The organism is Bradyrhizobium sp. JR4.3 (assembly GCF_040547695.1).
Taxonomy (GTDB): domain Bacteria; phylum Pseudomonadota; class Alphaproteobacteria; order Rhizobiales; family Xanthobacteraceae; genus Bradyrhizobium; species Bradyrhizobium canariense.
This window is the reverse complement of the sequence record NZ_JBEPQF010000015.1, coordinates 72645-88587: the sequence shown is the minus strand read 5'-3', so window position 1 is coordinate 88587 and position 15943 is coordinate 72645. Positions and strand designations below refer to the sequence as shown.

Annotated in this window: 15 protein-coding genes; 11 read left to right on the top strand and 4 right to left on the bottom strand. The window is 58.7% G+C overall.

What is annotated here, in order from left to right:
* The first annotated feature begins 290 nt into the window (after positions 1-290).
* Both ABIB91_RS23265 and ABIB91_RS23260 read left to right on the top strand, forming a co-directional pair.
* Positions 291-815 carry a PAS domain-containing protein gene (locus tag ABIB91_RS23265; RefSeq protein WP_354132359.1) on the top strand — a complete coding sequence of 175 codons (525 nt, stop codon included), beginning with the start codon at positions 291-293 and terminating at the stop codon, positions 813-815.
* Positions 816-994: 179 nt separating this feature from the next.
* Entirely contained in the window at positions 995-1597 is a 603-nt protein-coding gene (locus ABIB91_RS23260) for a sulfite oxidase-like oxidoreductase (protein WP_354167131.1), read from the top strand.
* A 38-nt stretch (positions 1598-1635) separates the two neighbouring features.
* Here ABIB91_RS23260 and ABIB91_RS23255 read toward each other — a convergent pair whose 3' ends face one another.
* The 3 genes from ABIB91_RS23255 to ABIB91_RS23245 all read right to left on the bottom strand — a co-directional run bounded on the left by ABIB91_RS23255 (position 1636) and on the right by ABIB91_RS23245 (position 4673).
* Entirely contained in the window at positions 1636-2025 is a 390-nt protein-coding gene (locus ABIB91_RS23255) for a response regulator transcription factor (protein ID WP_354167128.1), read from the bottom strand.
* A gap of 355 nt (positions 2026-2380) precedes the next feature.
* Positions 2381-3037 carry a response regulator transcription factor gene (locus tag ABIB91_RS23250; RefSeq protein ID WP_009859379.1) on the bottom strand — a complete coding sequence of 219 codons (657 nt, stop codon included), beginning with the start codon at positions 3035-3037 and terminating at the stop codon, positions 2381-2383.
* 448 nt (positions 3038-3485) lie between these two features.
* Positions 3486-4673: an AraC family transcriptional regulator gene (locus ABIB91_RS23245; protein WP_354167125.1), complete on the bottom strand. Its 1188-nt coding sequence runs from the start codon at positions 4671-4673 to the stop codon at positions 3486-3488.
* An 851-nt stretch (positions 4674-5524) separates the two neighbouring features.
* On the opposite strand from ABIB91_RS23245, the gene ABIB91_RS23240 reads away from it, so the two are divergent.
* Positions 5525-6199, top strand: coding sequence for a redoxin domain-containing protein (locus tag ABIB91_RS23240; protein ID WP_354167122.1), 675 nt, complete (start codon positions 5525-5527; stop codon positions 6197-6199).
* Between the two features lie 116 nt (positions 6200-6315).
* Here the strand turns inward: ABIB91_RS23240 and ABIB91_RS23235 are convergent, their stop codons facing one another.
* Positions 6316-7356, bottom strand: coding sequence for a LysR family transcriptional regulator (locus ABIB91_RS23235; protein ID WP_009859376.1), 1041 nt, complete (start codon positions 7354-7356; stop codon positions 6316-6318).
* A gap of 486 nt (positions 7357-7842) precedes the next feature.
* Here ABIB91_RS23235 and ABIB91_RS23230 point away from each other — a divergent pair, with 486 nt between their 5' ends.
* The 8 genes from ABIB91_RS23230 to ABIB91_RS23195 all read left to right on the top strand — a co-directional run bounded on the left by ABIB91_RS23230 (position 7843) and on the right by ABIB91_RS23195 (position 15936).
* Positions 7843-8799 (top strand): helix-turn-helix domain-containing protein, encoded by a 957-nt coding sequence (locus ABIB91_RS23230; protein WP_354167119.1) that lies wholly within the window; start codon positions 7843-7845, stop codon positions 8797-8799.
* Positions 8800-10147: 1348 nt separating this feature from the next.
* The gene (locus ABIB91_RS23225; protein WP_247334976.1) at positions 10148-10921 is read left to right on the top strand and encodes a heme ABC transporter permease; all 774 of its coding nucleotides are present in this window, start codon (positions 10148-10150) and stop codon (positions 10919-10921) included.
* Between the two features lie 10 nt (positions 10922-10931).
* Complete coding sequence (gene ccmD / locus ABIB91_RS23220) at positions 10932-11084, top strand: heme exporter protein CcmD (RefSeq protein WP_083869754.1); 153 nt, start codon at positions 10932-10934, stop codon at positions 11082-11084.
* Positions 11081-11704, top strand: a complete 624-nt coding sequence (locus tag ABIB91_RS23215; RefSeq protein ID WP_354167115.1) for a DsbE family thiol:disulfide interchange protein — start codon at positions 11081-11083, stop codon at positions 11702-11704. Before ccmD ends, ABIB91_RS23215 begins: the two co-directional genes overlap by 4 nt.
* A gap of 151 nt (positions 11705-11855) precedes the next feature.
* Positions 11856-12965 (top strand): c-type cytochrome biogenesis protein CcmI, encoded by a 1110-nt coding sequence (ccmI, locus tag ABIB91_RS23210; RefSeq protein WP_354167356.1) that lies wholly within the window; start codon positions 11856-11858, stop codon positions 12963-12965.
* A 3-nt stretch (positions 12966-12968) separates the two neighbouring features.
* A complete protein-coding gene (gene ccmE, locus ABIB91_RS23205) occupies positions 12969-13466 on the top strand; it encodes a cytochrome c maturation protein CcmE (RefSeq protein ID WP_009859369.1) in 498 nt (165 codons plus the stop codon).
* A complete protein-coding gene (locus ABIB91_RS23200) occupies positions 13463-15463 on the top strand; it encodes a heme lyase CcmF/NrfE family subunit (RefSeq protein WP_354167112.1) in 2001 nt (666 codons plus the stop codon). The genes ccmE and ABIB91_RS23200 overlap by 4 nt, the downstream gene beginning before the upstream one ends.
* Positions 15460-15936 (top strand): cytochrome c-type biogenesis protein, encoded by a 477-nt coding sequence (locus ABIB91_RS23195; RefSeq protein ID WP_028141255.1) that lies wholly within the window; start codon positions 15460-15462, stop codon positions 15934-15936. Before ABIB91_RS23200 ends, ABIB91_RS23195 begins: the two co-directional genes overlap by 4 nt.
* Positions 15937-15943 lie beyond the last annotated feature (7 nt).

Here is a 15943-nt window from a genome sequence, read left to right as displayed (position 1 = left end):
TCTGCGCTCCCAATGAGTCCGCTGCCAGGCCCCACGGGTCCGCGGGGGCTCATGAACTGAAGCGGGCGTTTTTCTAATGGCGCATAAGCGAACAGGCCGGGTTCTGAACCCGATCGTAGTTGGCCTAAACGAAACGAAAGGACTGCCCTCTCATTGTTTATCTGCGACTACAAAATGGTAGGTACCGAAGGCCGGCTGTGCAAGTTAGCATGTCGGGGTTGAGTCAACGGCCGCGAAATGGAAACTCCGTTAAATGCACTGGAGCAGTTTTTCGCAGAAGGAGGTTGAACATGGCAACAAGCAAGATGATTTTGGATGGCGACTTCGACAAAATCGACTTCCGAGGAGAACTGGTCGACGGACATCTCGTCGCAAAAGGGATTCTTGCGGACCAAGCGGCAATGGATTCTATCCCAGTCGGGATGTACGTTCTCGAAAAGGATGCCACCGTCGTCAAGTGCAACAAAGCTGCAATCGCGGGTTGGGGACGCACGCCTTCTCTGGGAACCTCAGAAAAGTATTGCGGGTCACACCTTCTTCGTTACCCCTCGGGAGAAGTGATGCCGCACGAACTTGCACCCCCCTCCGTGGTGATCAACAACGGCGGCACCGTTCGGAACGCCGATGTCATCTGCGAACAGCCCAACGGTAATCGTCTTCTGGCCCTCGTTAATGTCTTTCCGATTCGCGACGACGAGGACGAGGTGATCGGAGCCGTCAACATTTTCCGTCACAACACCAGCAAGACTGTTCCTGGCTTACTCTCCGAGCCTGCAAGTATTTCTAACTCCAAGATCGGTGACGGGGAGGAGTGAGCCTCCTCCTTCGCCACTTTGGGCTGCACTAGGCCTTGGTAGTTCGGTTCTCGGAATGTAGGGTACCAAGAACCTATGTTCCGTGATGCCCGACGCAACCCGGGTGACCGCTCTTCATGCCCCGGAGATCACCGCGTGCGCCAACTAGGCCGCGCTATACTTTTGCGGAGGAGCTATTCGTGCAACCGAACGAGCGACGCGAACGGGAGCGTGAGATGCGTGACGCTGGGCGGCTGCCCCCAGGGCAGTCGCTGACCCACAAGTGGCCGGTGCTGCATGTGGGCTCGGTGCCGGTCTTTGCTCCCACGACGTGGGATTTTCGCGTGTTCGGCCTGGTAGAGGAGCAGCTGCGGCTTTCCTGGGAAGAGCTCTGCAAACTGCCGCAAAGTGAAGTGTTTGCTGACTTGCACTCCGTCTCGCGCTGGAGCCGGTTCAACAACCATTGGGGAGGGATTCTCGCCGCAGAATTGATGAAGCGAGTAACGTTGCGGCCAGAGGCGCGGCACGTGATGATCCATGGCGAGAACAACTACACGGCGAACCTGCCAATCTCGGACTTTCTGCTCCCGACGACGGTTTTCGCCTTGCGGCATGACGGCGAACCCCTTACGGCCGAACATGGCTACCCGCTCCGGCTCGTGGTTCCAAACCTCTATGGTTATAAGAGCGTGAAATGGGTGCGCGGGATCCAGTTCTTGGATCGCGAATCGCCGGGCTTGTGGGAATTTAACGGATTTCACATTTACGGGGACCCGTTCAAAGAGCAACGATTTTCGAGCTGAAGGGTACGTTTCCTGCGCGGCAGCCGATCGATTGCTGATTAGGGATTTTTATCTGATTTCGCGCGCTGTAGAGCCGATTCGACGCATCCGAGTAGAACCTTTTCGTCGATGGGTTTGGTCAGGTAGCCAACGACGCCTTGATCCAGAGCCCGAGTTCGCGCGCTGTCGTCGGGGTAAGCGGTGATCAGAATCGTTGGTATATTATAGCCGGATCCTACCAAGCGGCTATGCAACTCAGTCCCAGTCATGCGCGGCATGTGGACATCAACGATCAAACAGGAGCTATCGCGCACGTTTGGAGACGCCAGAAACTCCACTGCGGACGAGTAGGTCTCAGTCGTAAATCCCATCGCTTGCAGGAGACCCGCTAAGGCTGAGCGAGATTGTTCATCATCATCGATGATCGAAATTTGAATCTCGCTAGACATATCCCCGCCTTCATCACTGGGGAGGTGGCCCGCCGCATCTCGCGTTCCGTGTCCATCTCAGGAAGCGCGCTGCGCGGACACCATTGGACCCTAACGACAAGGGTCTGAACTGGCGATTGTACGGCGGACGGGCGGTGCTACACTTTGGAACAACCGATGCTATACTTAGGGATAATCGATGCAGACCATGTGAATAGTTCAGCCCAGTTTGGGCCGCGTCCGAACGCGTGCGCTGATGTCGGGCCGTCGCGCTTGACGCGGCAGCAGGGCCTGGCGGCAAGCGATTAAGCCGTCAGTTGATTTGCCCAAACAATAACCCTCTTAGCTGATGGACCCACGTGCAAGCAGGAAGCGATTAAGACCGGGGCGACTTTATACCGAGCGTCTCCGCCATTTTGACAAGCTCGGCCAGCGATTGCGCACCCATCTTCTGCATAACATGACCGCGGTGCGCCTTTACAGTAATCTCAGCTATCTCTAGCTTAAAAGCGATCTGCTTGTTCTTTAAGCCAGTCGTCACGAGAGCCAGCACCTCTCGCTCGCGCGCGCTTAATCGCTCAAGACGCGAGTTCAATTCCGTGAGCCACTGCTGGGTCTTCCGCCGCGTCCGATCGCGCTCGAGCGCGATCGTGACTGCATCCAGCATGTCTTGATCGCGGAATGGCTTGGTTAGAAAATCCACAGCGCCTGCCTTCATGGCCCTGACCGACATCGGAATGTCGCCGTGGCCGGTCATGAAGATAATGGGAATGGAAGCGTTCACTTTCGACAGCTCGGCTTGGACGTCGAGACCGCCTAGGCCCGGCAATCTGACGTCAAGTACGAGGCAGCTCACCGCGTCGGGCAACAATTCGCCTTGCAGCAGCTCCGCTGCCGAGCCAAACATCTTGACCTTGAAGCCAACCGAGTTGAACAGGTCCCCGAGTGAGGCGCGGAAGTCGTTGTCGTCGTCAACCACGACGATAGTTGGCTCCTCAGCTACCGCACGCTTTTGAATTGAATGCTGCGCCACGGGATACTCCGCCAAAACCGACGATTCCGTGTAAAACTATCATCTTCACGAAGATCATTCAACAAATGACACTCCGCGAGTTCCAGCGTGGAACGCGATCGTTTGCGCGTGAAGATGATCTGACCTTTCATCGGTCGGACTAAAATAGGGGTGATGACTACAATCGACCTAGTCTCGCTCCCAGCCTATCAGCAGCTACAGATTTGCGAAACGTCCCTAGGATCGCTCTGGGCGGGTCCTTTTCCCAGCGCCGCTTGCTTTCGGTCGCTTTGCCCAAGTCCCGCGATGGGCTTTCTGCCTCTCTTCGCCACCAGCGGCAGATGCATGCCTTCTTAAGGTCCGTAACCTGCTTTCTTGACGGGCATCCAACGCCCGATCGTCCTCATCGCAATGTGACACCGAGACGCTACCTTCGAATGGCAAAGTTGAGCGCGACGGCGCAATTCATTCATACGGTTATCGGAGGAGCCACGCTTCGGCGGTACTCCGCGGGAGCAATTCCCGTCGCCTTCCGAAACGCTGTGGCGAACGCGTTACGACTGCTGAAGCCGACCGCCCGACCGATTTCCGTCATAGAGCCTGCGCGGTTTGCCAGCAGTAATTTGGCCTGCTCAACGCGACGTTTGGTCTGGTACCGATGAGGCGGCATTCCGAGAGATTGCTTGAACACCCGGCAGAAATGATACGGGCTAAGACGAACGAGCTGCGCCAACGTGCCAATCGGTATCCGCTCATTGAGATGCTCCTGGATGTAGGCTGTGACGAGCCGTTGCTGCCACTGTGCAAGACCACCTTGGAGTTGACGTTGAATGCTGGGCATCCCGCAAGTGAAACGCACGACTTCATGCATGAGCAAACTACCGAGACTCTCGAAGTAGACCGGGTCTCCTGCAGAGCTATCGACGAACGTCTTCAGCTTGAGCGCGGTGTTCCATAGCGTTTCGTCTTCGAACAGTAGGCGTGGGGAGTCCGGCAGGCCGGTGATGCCACGGTTAGAAAGAGCCCTCAGCCTCTCAGGGTCGAAGTAGAAGTACATGAGCCGCATCTGCGATCCGCGCGGCTCGTGGCAATCGTAAAACTCGCGGCCAGCAGGAACGAATGTCAGCTTCCGCTCGAGGTTCCGGAGGGCTGATGGCGGCAGACCTTCCACAAATGTTTCTCCATCGCGGCGCTCCCCCTTCTCGTACATGACGAGCATATGCATTGGAGCCCGATACTGATGTTGGATTTTGCCTCGATTTGTGGATCGCACAGATTCGGCCGTCATGCCGTGCCCCGTTATGGTGAGGCGTGCCACAGCCTCGCGAGGAGAAATTTCAACAACGGGATGGATCAAGTCCGCCGGCACCTGATCATCCAATTGGCGAATTGGATCGAAAATGAGTGGCTCATGGTCGCAAACAATGATCGGAGATTGAGCTATCGGCAGCAACATTCGTGATCTTGAAAGTTGTTGCCGATCTTCAGGGCCGTGGCGCCAATCGCGTGGCTTTCCAAGCTCCTTGCAAAAAGGGACTTGCTGGAGCTCGGGTCGCGGCGTGGAGGGCGAAAGTGGTCGGCGGCGTTCCAACATCGCTTCACCCGTCTGCTGGAATTTGACTCGTGGCATCAACTGGTCATCATTGGCTGGACGCATGGAATTCGAACTCCGATTCAGGACTGCATTCATCCATACCGTTGCGCGATCGCGGTGCCTGCTTTGGGAGTAGGGCGTCGCGCCGGGCCGAGCGGCAGATCCTCCCCGAAAGCTGCTACAAGGGATGCGAGGTGAGCCTGCCCTGCGACACGGAAGTCGCCAATTGCACTCGCGTTTGCATGTCTGACAGAAAGGGCAAAACGGGATTAGACTTTTGGCGGAGCAGGGCTGCGACTTTTGGATATCCCGGCTCCGACCTATTTGGCGCGCGGCGTCACTTCACCGACTCTGCTTTTTTGAAGCGGCGGGCAAGCAAACCTCAATTTGGTTACGTCTGTCTCCCTCAACGCCGTGCGGGCTAGAAGGCGCCTCTGTCGGTCGGGGCATACGTTATCAGCAACAGATGTTCGACTGAGGAGGTTGGCCTGCTCACCGATTGTCGTGGCTCGCGGCTGCATCTTGCAGAAGCACTCCTGACAAAATGCCGAATAGGGCACGCGCTCCGCAAATGGGACCCAATGCGTCGTGCAGCGATCAGGTATCGGTTCGAAGGACACTCTTGGTGTACCAGCTCGTCCAGCTCGATGCTTGGCTATTGTCTCTCCTCGATCGTGTCGCTCGGTATGCAGGAGCCCTGGCGCGGTGAAAGGGTCGTGACCTCCTCAACGGAAGCTGCTGCCTACTTGTTCGTCTGCCCGCGCGCATCGCGATACTGGGGGCGGCGACTATTCCTAACGATTATTCGTGGACGGTTACCATTCCAAAGTTGAATTTTCGCTTTCCAAAACGCTCGGTCACCATGGAAGAAACATCCGCTGCCAAGTACCGTGGGCGTACCGGGGAGGACCAGAATGGGCGATGAAGTTTCAAAGGGGCGCCCGGCTAGTACGCAGGTCGAACCCTCTGCGGAGACCTTGAGCGGTTTACGCATGCTGGACATCCGGACCGACCGCCTGCTTTCGTCATGGTTGCAAGAGGCCGGTATTCCTGACGGCGCCCTGAAGGCGAACGAACTTGCCCCCGATTTTCTTCTGCCCGAGGCAAATGGAAAGCTCGTTTCATCTTTGGAATTGCGACAAACTGCACCGTTAATTGTCATCTTCGTTTACGGGACTTGGTCCCCAATGTGCGCAGCTGGTCTACGCGCTCTTCACGGGGCCATCCCTAGTATCCGCGCTGCTGGCGCCAGAGTAATTGCGATAACGCCCGAGACAGGGGACTTGCTGCGCAATTTCAAACGCGACCACCGACTGGATCTGGAACTCCTCTCCGACCTAGATCTTGGGGTGAGCCTTTCGTTCGGCCTGTTGTCCGTGGTGCCGGGGGACGTAAAGAGCCATCTCTTGCGGCGCGGACTCGATCTCTGCGCTCCCCATGGCTTCTCCTTTTGGATGTTGCCGATGCCGGCCATCTATGTCCTCGACCAACGAGGGATCATCCGTCGAGCGTTTGTCGGCCCGGACTCCATCACGGGAGCGCAGACCGAAACCTTACTTGCTGCCCTGTCCGAAATAGGATGGGCCTAAGCCTCGTCCTTCGAGGCCGACCGGAATGAGACAAGTCAATTCAAGAGGCTGCGCATGGGCCACTGCAACTGCGTCATAGCCCGGCTTGTCCTGGCCATCCACGACTTCGCGTCACTTCAGCAACGACGGTTGGATGCCCGTGCCAAGCTCGGGCATGAGGAGGCGGGGCCGGGGCCCGTGATTTGGATCAAGGAACCTGCACCTTGTGCATCAGCGGTGCAAACATTGTCCTTGTTCGAGTCAGGGGCAGATGCGCGGCGGAGTTTGTCCAACGCACTCGTCCAGTCGCGAACACGAGCAACCTTGATGAAGGCGTCAAGCGCCGGCGAATACTGCCTCCCCGCCACGGCCAAAAGCTGCACCTCGCGCCGGACGGGGTCGCCCTCAATTCCGACAGTGGCGAGCGACGGTAGTCTGGGAGCGTGCTCTGGCGCCAAGATGGCCCCCAAACCGGCGAATGCCATTTGCTGAAGATGCCTTTCCTGATCGCTCCTGTGCACAACCTTGGGGCCTGGGTGGCCGGCAAAACAAGCCCGCTTAAATCGGTCTGCGACGTCGCATCCGACCCTTTCGAGAAAGACCAACTCATGCAAGTCTTCGAGCAGGATGACGGTTTGCCTGGCCATCGGATGTTTCCGAGACAAGATGAGCACGCAGCGTTCCTCGAACAGGCGCCAGCGGTCGATACGCTCAGGCAGCTCCATGGCGTCACCGACAAGTGCGGCATTGATCTCGCCATCCAAAAGCATCGCAACCAGCCCGTTGGCATCGGCCTCGCGCAGATCGACTCGAAGATCGGGGATGATCCTGGCGAGCTCCACGAGCAATTCCGTAATGAGTGCGGCGGAGACTGACGGCACCAGTCCGATCTTAAGCGGGGCTATTGTCTTCTTTTGATACCCTCGTGCCTGAAGCCGTACGGCCTCGGCGGCGGAAAATATTTTCTCCAGCGTGGGCAAAATCATCTTGCCCAGATCGGTGAGCTGGGTGAGATGACGTTCACGGTGAATCAGCGCGCCACCGAGTTCTTGCTCCAGCTTTTGTATCGCCTTTGTCAGCGCCGGCTGCGTCACATTGCATTGCTCCGCAGCTCGCGTAAAATTTAGCGTCTTTGCTAGGGCTAAGAAATATCGCACCTGATAAAGTTGCAGCTGCATAGTCATACTCGAAACATTTGCCGCGGTACGGGCCGTTCGGTTCGTTGCCATAGTAGGCAGGGGTGATGATCAAGCGGTTGCTCGCGGAGCTTCCGAGGAAACAGGTATTGTGCGCCGGCTCGGAATTGCCGGCCGCGTCTTGCTGAAAGCGTTCGCATCGATGCTGTTTCCTATTGAGGTCGCGGTTGCTAGAACATCGTACGCGAGACCAGTTTAATGTCAGGTTTGCATTGGGATCGCCTCGCCTACCTTTCCATTAAGTGCTTTTTGTATTTGGGGATCTCCTAAGGCGTCAGTTCTGGACAGTGAAATGAGGGCCGCGGGAAGCGCGGCACGCTCACGCTCGTCGAAGAGGTTCCCAACTTCGCTTAGGCAGTTGGTCATGGCGAGCAGATGCGCATCATCCTAGCCATAATGCAGTTCCACGATTTGCAATTGTCCTGTCCTAAGACTAGGACATCAGCTCAATCCGAGAGTCCGAAACACATGTCCGATCGTCCAAATCTTACATTGCTTCGATCCCATCTCGATGTGCTGATGGCAACTTTGGATGTCGACGTCATTGGGCTCATCGAGTGTTTGGTTAGCCCAGGCTGGCGCCTGTCATTCGGAAGCGCGGAGGCGCCGGCTATCCACTACAATCTTTCCGGGACCGGACGAATGGTCGTGGGTGGCTTCTCCGCATTTCCTCTAGTACCTCACACCCTTGTCATCACACCGGCCAAGAAGCCGTTTCACATCGAGGTCGATGACCGCACAGCGGCCAAGAGAGTGAATGTGGTCGAAGCGCAATGGGATCCGCGCTTCGGCGAGCGAATCCAGCGATTCGTCGCCGGGGACCTGGACCCGATGGTCATGCTGATCTGCGGGTACTTTCGCGCTACCTACGGCTCGTCGATCGACCTCTTTGCAGGCCTTTCCACGCCGATTGTCGAGCGCTTCGAACCAGCCGATGAAGTGGGGTCGAAGTTGCAGGCCGCGTTGGCAGAAATCAGCGGCGGGCGGGTTGGAATGCAGGCGATGACAACCGCCATTCTCAAGCAGGTGCTCGTCACGCTCGTCCGTCGCAGTCTCAGTTCGACCAGCGTTTGGCTCGAACGCTTCTCTATTTTGAGTGACCGTCAAATCGCTCTTGCGTTCGCCGATATGCTAGCGCGGCCGGCGGCCGATCACTCTGTCATGGCCTTGGCGCAAAAGGCCGGCTTGAGCCGATCCGCATTCATGGCGCGCTTTGTGCGCACGATAGGATGTTCGCCAATGGTAGCGCTCCGGCAAATACGGATGAAGCGTGCAGCCGATATGCTCGCCGCGAGGACATTTTCAGTTGAGCAGATCGCGCGGGCGGTCGGTTACAGGAGCTACAGTAGCTTTCTCCGTGCCTTTCGCCAAGTGCATGGATACGTTCCGGAAGAATCTGAGGGTGATGGACAGAACTCCGATTGAACATACGGCGAGGTGGTGAGGGCAGCCAAACGCCGCCGTGATGCGATCGCGTCTGAATTAAGCTTATGATAAATGGCTATCGGATAGATAGTCGCAGGGCATTTCCCATTATCCGGCGGCGACGGCACCTCAGCAGCTCGCCTTGCGAGTTACTACCCGGGCGATCGAAACGCGTCGCCGAGCTGTCGTGGTCACAACAACGTTAGCCGCGGCTCATCGTGCTTGGGCGACGATCCTTTGTCACGAATTCGATCATGGCCTCGAAAGCGGATCGCCGATTAGCAACTGATGGCACCTGCATTGCGAAAGCGAAATGACTGATTGAAGTCATGTGTGGACGGTCCCGTGTCCCGGATTTTCTTCGCTGCTTGAGACGCGGTCGCCCTCTAACTCCTGCCGTACCGGCCTTGATCGTAGGCCTGCAGGATGCGGACAAACTCGGCCATGCTGGATCGATCCCGATCGGTCACAACCGCAACTTGAGCATTGGACGCGGGCCGGCTCCCTTGCCGGAACCGGATTAAGAGATCGGCGATGCTTATCATGGGGGGCTCTCCGCAACCATGGAAGTAAACAGTAATTACTGGCAACATACGGCTCGATGATGGGAAAGACCGGTCGAGCATTACGTGGCCGACCTTGTCCTGCAACTGCCTGCTCGCGGGCCGGTTCCGTTGCTGTTCGCTCCGTATCATCTGGTAGCACCGAGCGCTTAGTTGTTGCCATTGCGCGAGGGTATGAAGTGACCCTGCCGAGGTATAGGTCGACCAGACCTCGGTTCAATTCCAAATGAGTGCACACAAAAAAAGGGCCGCCTGCGTTGCCACAAGCGGCCTAAGTCTAGGGAGGAAACGCCCAAGGTGGGCAGCGATAGCTGGGAGGGCCACCGCACGCGTTATAGATACGACGATCGCGATTGTTGCTCAATTGACCCTACGTACGGGTCGGGCATCCAAACGGAGTAAGGGACCTATACGAAGAAGGCGCCCTTTGAAGCGGACCGCTTACACGAGACGAGCGCCGTCACTTTTAGCTCATTACGCCGAGCATCGAGCGCGGGCTATCTCGACGTCGCACGCGATCGAATAGCGCGCGGCTCCCACCTACTATCGGTCTCTCGAATTGCTGTGCCGTCTGCACGGGACGATTTCGGCACTCCAAGTATACAAATCGGAGCCGCTCAGCTCTGGGCGCCTAGCGGGCATCAAAACAATAACTGGAGGTAATTTGTGAAATCGTCTCCGGTGTGATGCGATACTCATCGGCTTGTAGACGCCCGAGTGGCACGAACTTTCGTCGGGAGCGCGAGCAATCCCGGCCTGCAGGTTGAGTTCGAGGAGATCGGAATTTGAGTCTGAACTTCACTGCGTACAGCAATCCCGGTAATTTCGTGCGTATCGCCGCAAGGCTGCTGCCTTGGCTTTGGGGTTCGACGGCGTTCGCCTTCGCAGTTGGTCTGCTTGGAACATTCGCCGCGCCACCCGACTACCAGCAAGGCGAGACGGTGCGCATCATGTACATCCACGTTCCCGCAGCGTGGACAGCGATGCTTGCCTACACGTTCATGGCGGTGTTTGCGCTCGGATCCTTAGTTTGGCGTCATCCACTTTCCGATGCAGCACAAAAGGCGGCTGCGCCGCTTGGCGCGGCTTTCACCTTTATCTGCCTCGTCACAGGCTCCCTCTGGGGTAAACCAATGTGGGGCGCATATTGGGTTTGGGACGCCCGGCTCACCTCCGTGTTGGTTCTGTTTCTGATCTATCTCGGTCTAATCGCGCTCTGGCAGACGATCGAGGACCCGAACAGGGCGGCACGAGCAGTTTCGATCATGACCTTGGTTGGGTTCATCAACATCCCAATCGTGAAGTTTTCGGTTGATTGGTGGAACACTCTCCACCAACCGGCATCGGTATTTCGCATGGAGGGCTCGGCGATTGCCGGCACGATGTTATGGCCGCTGATTGTGATGGCGCTCGCATACTCGCTTTTGTTCGTGACTCTCCACGTAATGGCAGTCCGTAACGAAATCATGCGACGCCGTATCCGGCGGCTTGCGATCACGATGGCGGCTGCGGGTGAACCTGCCATGGCTTGCATACTGCCTGTCGAAATGGCGTCCTGAGCAGATTGTGATGCAGCATAGCGGATTCATCACAATGACTTTTCTGGTGACAGGCACCGTGCTTGCCGGGATGATCGCGGCGGTCCTCATCGACTATCGCGTTCAGCGCCGTACCCTGCGTCGTCTGCGACTTGGTCACTCGGATCCGCGCGGCCGCGTATGAGCAACATCACACCTTCGATTCACCTCCCTGCGAGCACCACGGCCCGTCAACGCGCGCTGGCCCGCCTGTGGGTGATTATCCCGCTTCTAGTCTTCTTCGGAATCACGGTATTATTCCTGGTGCGGCTCGGCGCCGGAGACCCGTCGCTCGTGCCCTCCGCTGTGATCGGCAAGCCGGCACCGCAGTTTGCACTGGAGCCGCTCGAGGGGCTTCGCACGCCTGGTCCACCCGGCTTGTCGAGCGCCGATCTGCGGAAGGGGCACGTGACAATTGTGAACGTGTTCGCATCATGGTGTATCGAGTGCCGGGAAGAACAAGGGGCTCTGATGGCGTTGGCGAGCGACCGGATGCTGCAGCGGCAGGGGGTGACGCTTACCGGCATCGTCTACAAAGACGATCCCAGAAACGCGCTAGCCTATCTCGCCGCGAATGGGAACCCCTTCGCACAAGTCGGCACTGACCTGTCCGGCCGAACGGGCATCGATTTCGGCGTCTATGGCGTCCCCGAGACCTATGTGGTCAAGGGGGATGGCACAATCGCCTACAAGCTGGTTGGAGGCATCTCGGACGCAAGTCGACCTGCTTTGATGGCGGCAATTGCCGGGGCAGAGCGTCCATGACGACTGCCTTGCAAGTCCATTTACATCATTCGGGAGTGGCCGATCGGACCATGGGAGCGGCACACATAGAAGCAGTCCGATTTTCAAGCGCGCCGGATGCCCGAAAACGTGGTACGTTAGGGATTGGCGAAAACGGACGGAGGCCTTGAACGTGCTCTGGGCCGTCTTCGCAATGATGACCTTTGCAATCGTGCTGGCGCTGGCCCGGTCGCTCTCCGAGCGGCGTGAGAGCTTTGGCGGTCACGATTCCGACGTGGCCTTCTATCGCGGCCTTCTGGCCGAGGCGGATGATGACGTCCGCTGCGGACTCGTAGGGCCCGAGGATGCCATGGCCACGCGTGCCGAAATCGGGCGCCGGCTGCTTGCGTCACTCGACTCCGCGTCGGAGAGCCGGCCGCATGCGTGGCCGCGCTGGCAGCCGAGACGCACTGCCGCGGCCTTGGCGATCGCCCTAGTGCTGCCACTCGTGGCTCTCGCGTCGTATCTCAAGGTCGGCGCTCCCAACCAGCCTGATATGCCGATCGCATCGAGGCGCACGGGTGAGGACTTCACTCTCGCTGCCGCGATTTCCGAAGTCGAGACGCGTCTGAAGGGCCACCCCAATGATGGCCGCGGATTCCAGGTTGTCGCGCCAATTTACCTGCGCATGGGAAGGTTTCAGGATGCGGCGCATGCGTATAGGGCGGCGCTACGGCTGCTCGGCGAAAATGCGGAGGAGCGTGCGTCTCTTGGGCAGGCCCTGACGATGGCTGCCGACGGCGTTGTGACTGCAGAAGCACGCGGTGCCATTGACCAAGCGCTCGTGGATGATCCCAAACAGCCTCTGGCGCGATTCTTCCATGCGCTCGCAGTAGAGCAAGATGGCGACACAGATCGGGCGAGACAACTTTGGGAGGCGCTGGAGGCCGATACGCCAGCCGGCGCCCCGTGGATGGATGCCGTCCGCCAACACCTGGATAAGTCTTCTAGGCCAACTCAATCAAAAGCAGAAGCCGGCCGAAGCCGGGCTGAAGTCGCGGCGCTTCCACCGGAGCAGCGGAGAGACGCGATCCGCGGGATGGTGGGAGGACTGGCCGAGAAGCTTTCGAAGGATGGCCATGACCTTCAGGGATGGCTGCAACTGATTAGGTCCTACGTCGTATTGGGTGAACGCCAGAAGGCCGAGGCGGCCGTCGCAAGTGCGCGCGCCCAGTTAGCAGAAGATGCGCAAGCGCCAGAGCGCATCGATGAACTCGTCAGTCAGCTTGGTTTGAAGAGGTAGACTTTGACCAGAAAGGGCAGGCGCATCGCTATCATCAGCGCAGCAGGCTTCACCTTGGCCATCGCGGTTGGGCTCGTCCTGTTTGCGTTGCGTGACAGTATCGTCTTCTTCTACGGGCCGACCGAGATGGCCGAAAAGGCGCCGCCGCGAGGAACCCGTCTGCGCATCGGCGGCCTGGTGAAACGTGGCTCACTTACCTATGGTGGATCGTCGACTGTCGTCTTCGCGGTGACCGACCTGAAGTACGACATCCAGGTCAGCTACACCGGATTGCTGCCGGATCTCTTCCGTGAAGGACAAGGCGTCGTGGCCGAGGGCACGGTGGAGGGACCGGGCGTCTTTCATGCCGATACTGTGTTCGCCAAACACGACGAGCGATACATGCCCAAGGACGTAGCCGACAAACTCAAGCAATCAGGCATTTGGCGGAACGAAAATCCGCGTGGGCGCAATAGCGCGGCCTTCCACGAAACACCACAACGGGACGGACCGAAAGGATGATCGTCGAAACCGGACATTACGCGCTCGCTCTGGCTCTCGCCGTCGCGCTGCTTCAGTCAGTTCTGCCGCTCTGGGGGACCCGCAGTGGCGATTCTGGGCTGACTTCCATTGCGGTCCCGGCTGCAATCACCCAGTTCCTGCTGTTGGGCTATGCCTTCGCGGCCCTGACTTACGCTCATGTGGTGTCCGACTTCAGTCTCGTGACAGTCGCCGAGAACTCGCTCACGACCAAACCACTCGTGTACAAACTCGCCGGCGTCTGGGGCAACCACGAAGGATCCATGCTGCTTTGGGTTCTGATTCTCGCGGCCTTCGGAGCGGCAGTTGCGATTCTCGGGCGCGGCATGGCAAAGGAATTGCGCGCCAATACACTAACGGTCCAAGGCTGGATCTCTTTTGCCTTCCTCTGCTTCATCCTGTTCACCTCCGATCCCTTCGTGCGACGGTTTCCGGCGCCCTTTGAAGGCCAGGATCTCAATCCGCTGCTTCAAGATGCGGGCCTTGCAATACACCCACCGCTCCTTTACCTCGGTTATGTCGGCTCCTCGATCGTGTTCTCGTTCGCGGTGGCGGCGCTGATCAGCGGACGGTTGGACGCCGCTTGGGCCCGCTACGTTCGGCCTTGGATACTGATTGCCTGGATCTTTCTAACGCTTGGCATAGCCATGGGCTCGTACTGGGCCTATTACACCCTCGGCTGGGGCGGGTTCTGGTTCTGGGATCCGGTCGAAAACGCGTCACTCATGCCCTGGCTTGCGGGTACCGCGCTCCTGCATTCGGCCGCCGTTATGGAGAAACGCGAAGCCCTCAAGATCTGGACACTGTTCCTGGCGATACTTACATTCTCGCTATCGCTGCTCGGCACCTTCCTGGTGCGTTCAGGGGTGCTGACCTCCGTTCATTCGTTTGCCAGCGACCCGACGCGCGGCGTCTTCATCCTGATCATCCTGACTATGTTCATCGGCGGTTCCCTCGCGCTTTATGCTTGGCGTGCGCCTTCCCTGAGCCAACGTGGTCTGTTCGCGCCCGTGTCACGCGAGAGCGCGCTCGCAGTCAACAACCTGCTGCTCACCGCCTGCTGCGCTACGGTCCTGACCGGCACGCTCTATCCGCTCGCGCTTGAGGCTCTGACCGGGGACAAGATTTCGGTCGGTGCACCGTTTTTCAATTTGACCCTCGGTCCGCTACTAGCGTTGATCGTTCTGCTAATGCCGATCGGTCAGTCGCTCGCCTGGAAGCGTGGCGACCTGCTCGGCGCGGCGCAACGGGCGACGGTTGCAGCCTTGGGGGGCCTCGTGGTCGCACTTGTGCTCGTTGCCGTCATCCGAGGCGGCCCTGTCCTCGCCACGGTTGGCCTCGGCCTCGCCGTCTACCTCATAGTCGGTTCGTTCGCCGATGTGATGTCGCGTATCTGGGCACGTGGGCAGCCCATTCGAGTGATGCTGGCCCGCGCGGTCGGGCTGCCGCGCTCCGCCTGGGGTGCTGCTATCGCTCACGCTGGCCTTGGCGTGACACTTATGGGCTTGGCGGCGACCGGTTGGGGCGTGGAGCGGATCGCGACCGTCAAGCTAGGTCAGGGGATCGATCTCGGGCCTTATCAAGCGACTATCGAAAATCTACAATCTCGACAGGGCCCGAACTACTCCGAAGTCCTGGCCTACACGGTCATAAGCCGGGGCGGCGCGGCCGTGGCCACCGTCGAGCCCGCCAAGCGCAGTTTTCCCGTTCGACAGACTACCGTCAGCGAGGCAGGCATCGTGACGCTGGGTTTTGGCCAGATCTACATTTCGCTTGGGGACCAGCACGCGGATGGTTCGATCGATGCGCGCATGTTCTGGAAGCCGCTTGTGACGGCCATCTGGATAGGCGGCGTCATCATGGCGTTTGGAGGGATCGTGTCGTTGTCTGATAGACGCCTCAGAATCGGCTTCGCGCGCCGCGCGGTTCGCGTCCGCGCCGCAGCTAACCCCGCAGCAGCGCCGCAGGCCGCCGAATGACTCCGCTTCGTCGCATTCTTCTGCTTTCGATCGTATCCGCAGGCCTCGCGCCTGGCTTGGCCAGGGCGGTGCAGCCAGACGAGGTCCTGCCCAACCCGAACCTTGAGGCGCGCGCGCGCGATATTTCCGCCGGACTGCGCTGCCTGGTCTGCCAAAACCAGTCGATCGACGATTCGAAAGCAGAGTTCGCGCGGGATCTCCGACTGCTGGTGCGCGAACGCCTTAACGTCGGCGAGAGCGACGAGCAGGTCCGCGACTTTCTGGTTAAGCGTTATGGGAACTTTATCCTGCTGAGACCACCGCTCGACTTGGAAACCACCTTCCTCTGGGGAATGCCGGCTTTGGTGCTCGCAGCGGGCGGGATCGCTCTCCTGTTCAGATTGCGACGCCTGCAACCTACGCCGGCGGCGCCCTTGAGCCAAGCCGAGCGGGATCGGCTCGCGGCCTTGTTAGACGCGGATACTCCGCTATAGGCATTGC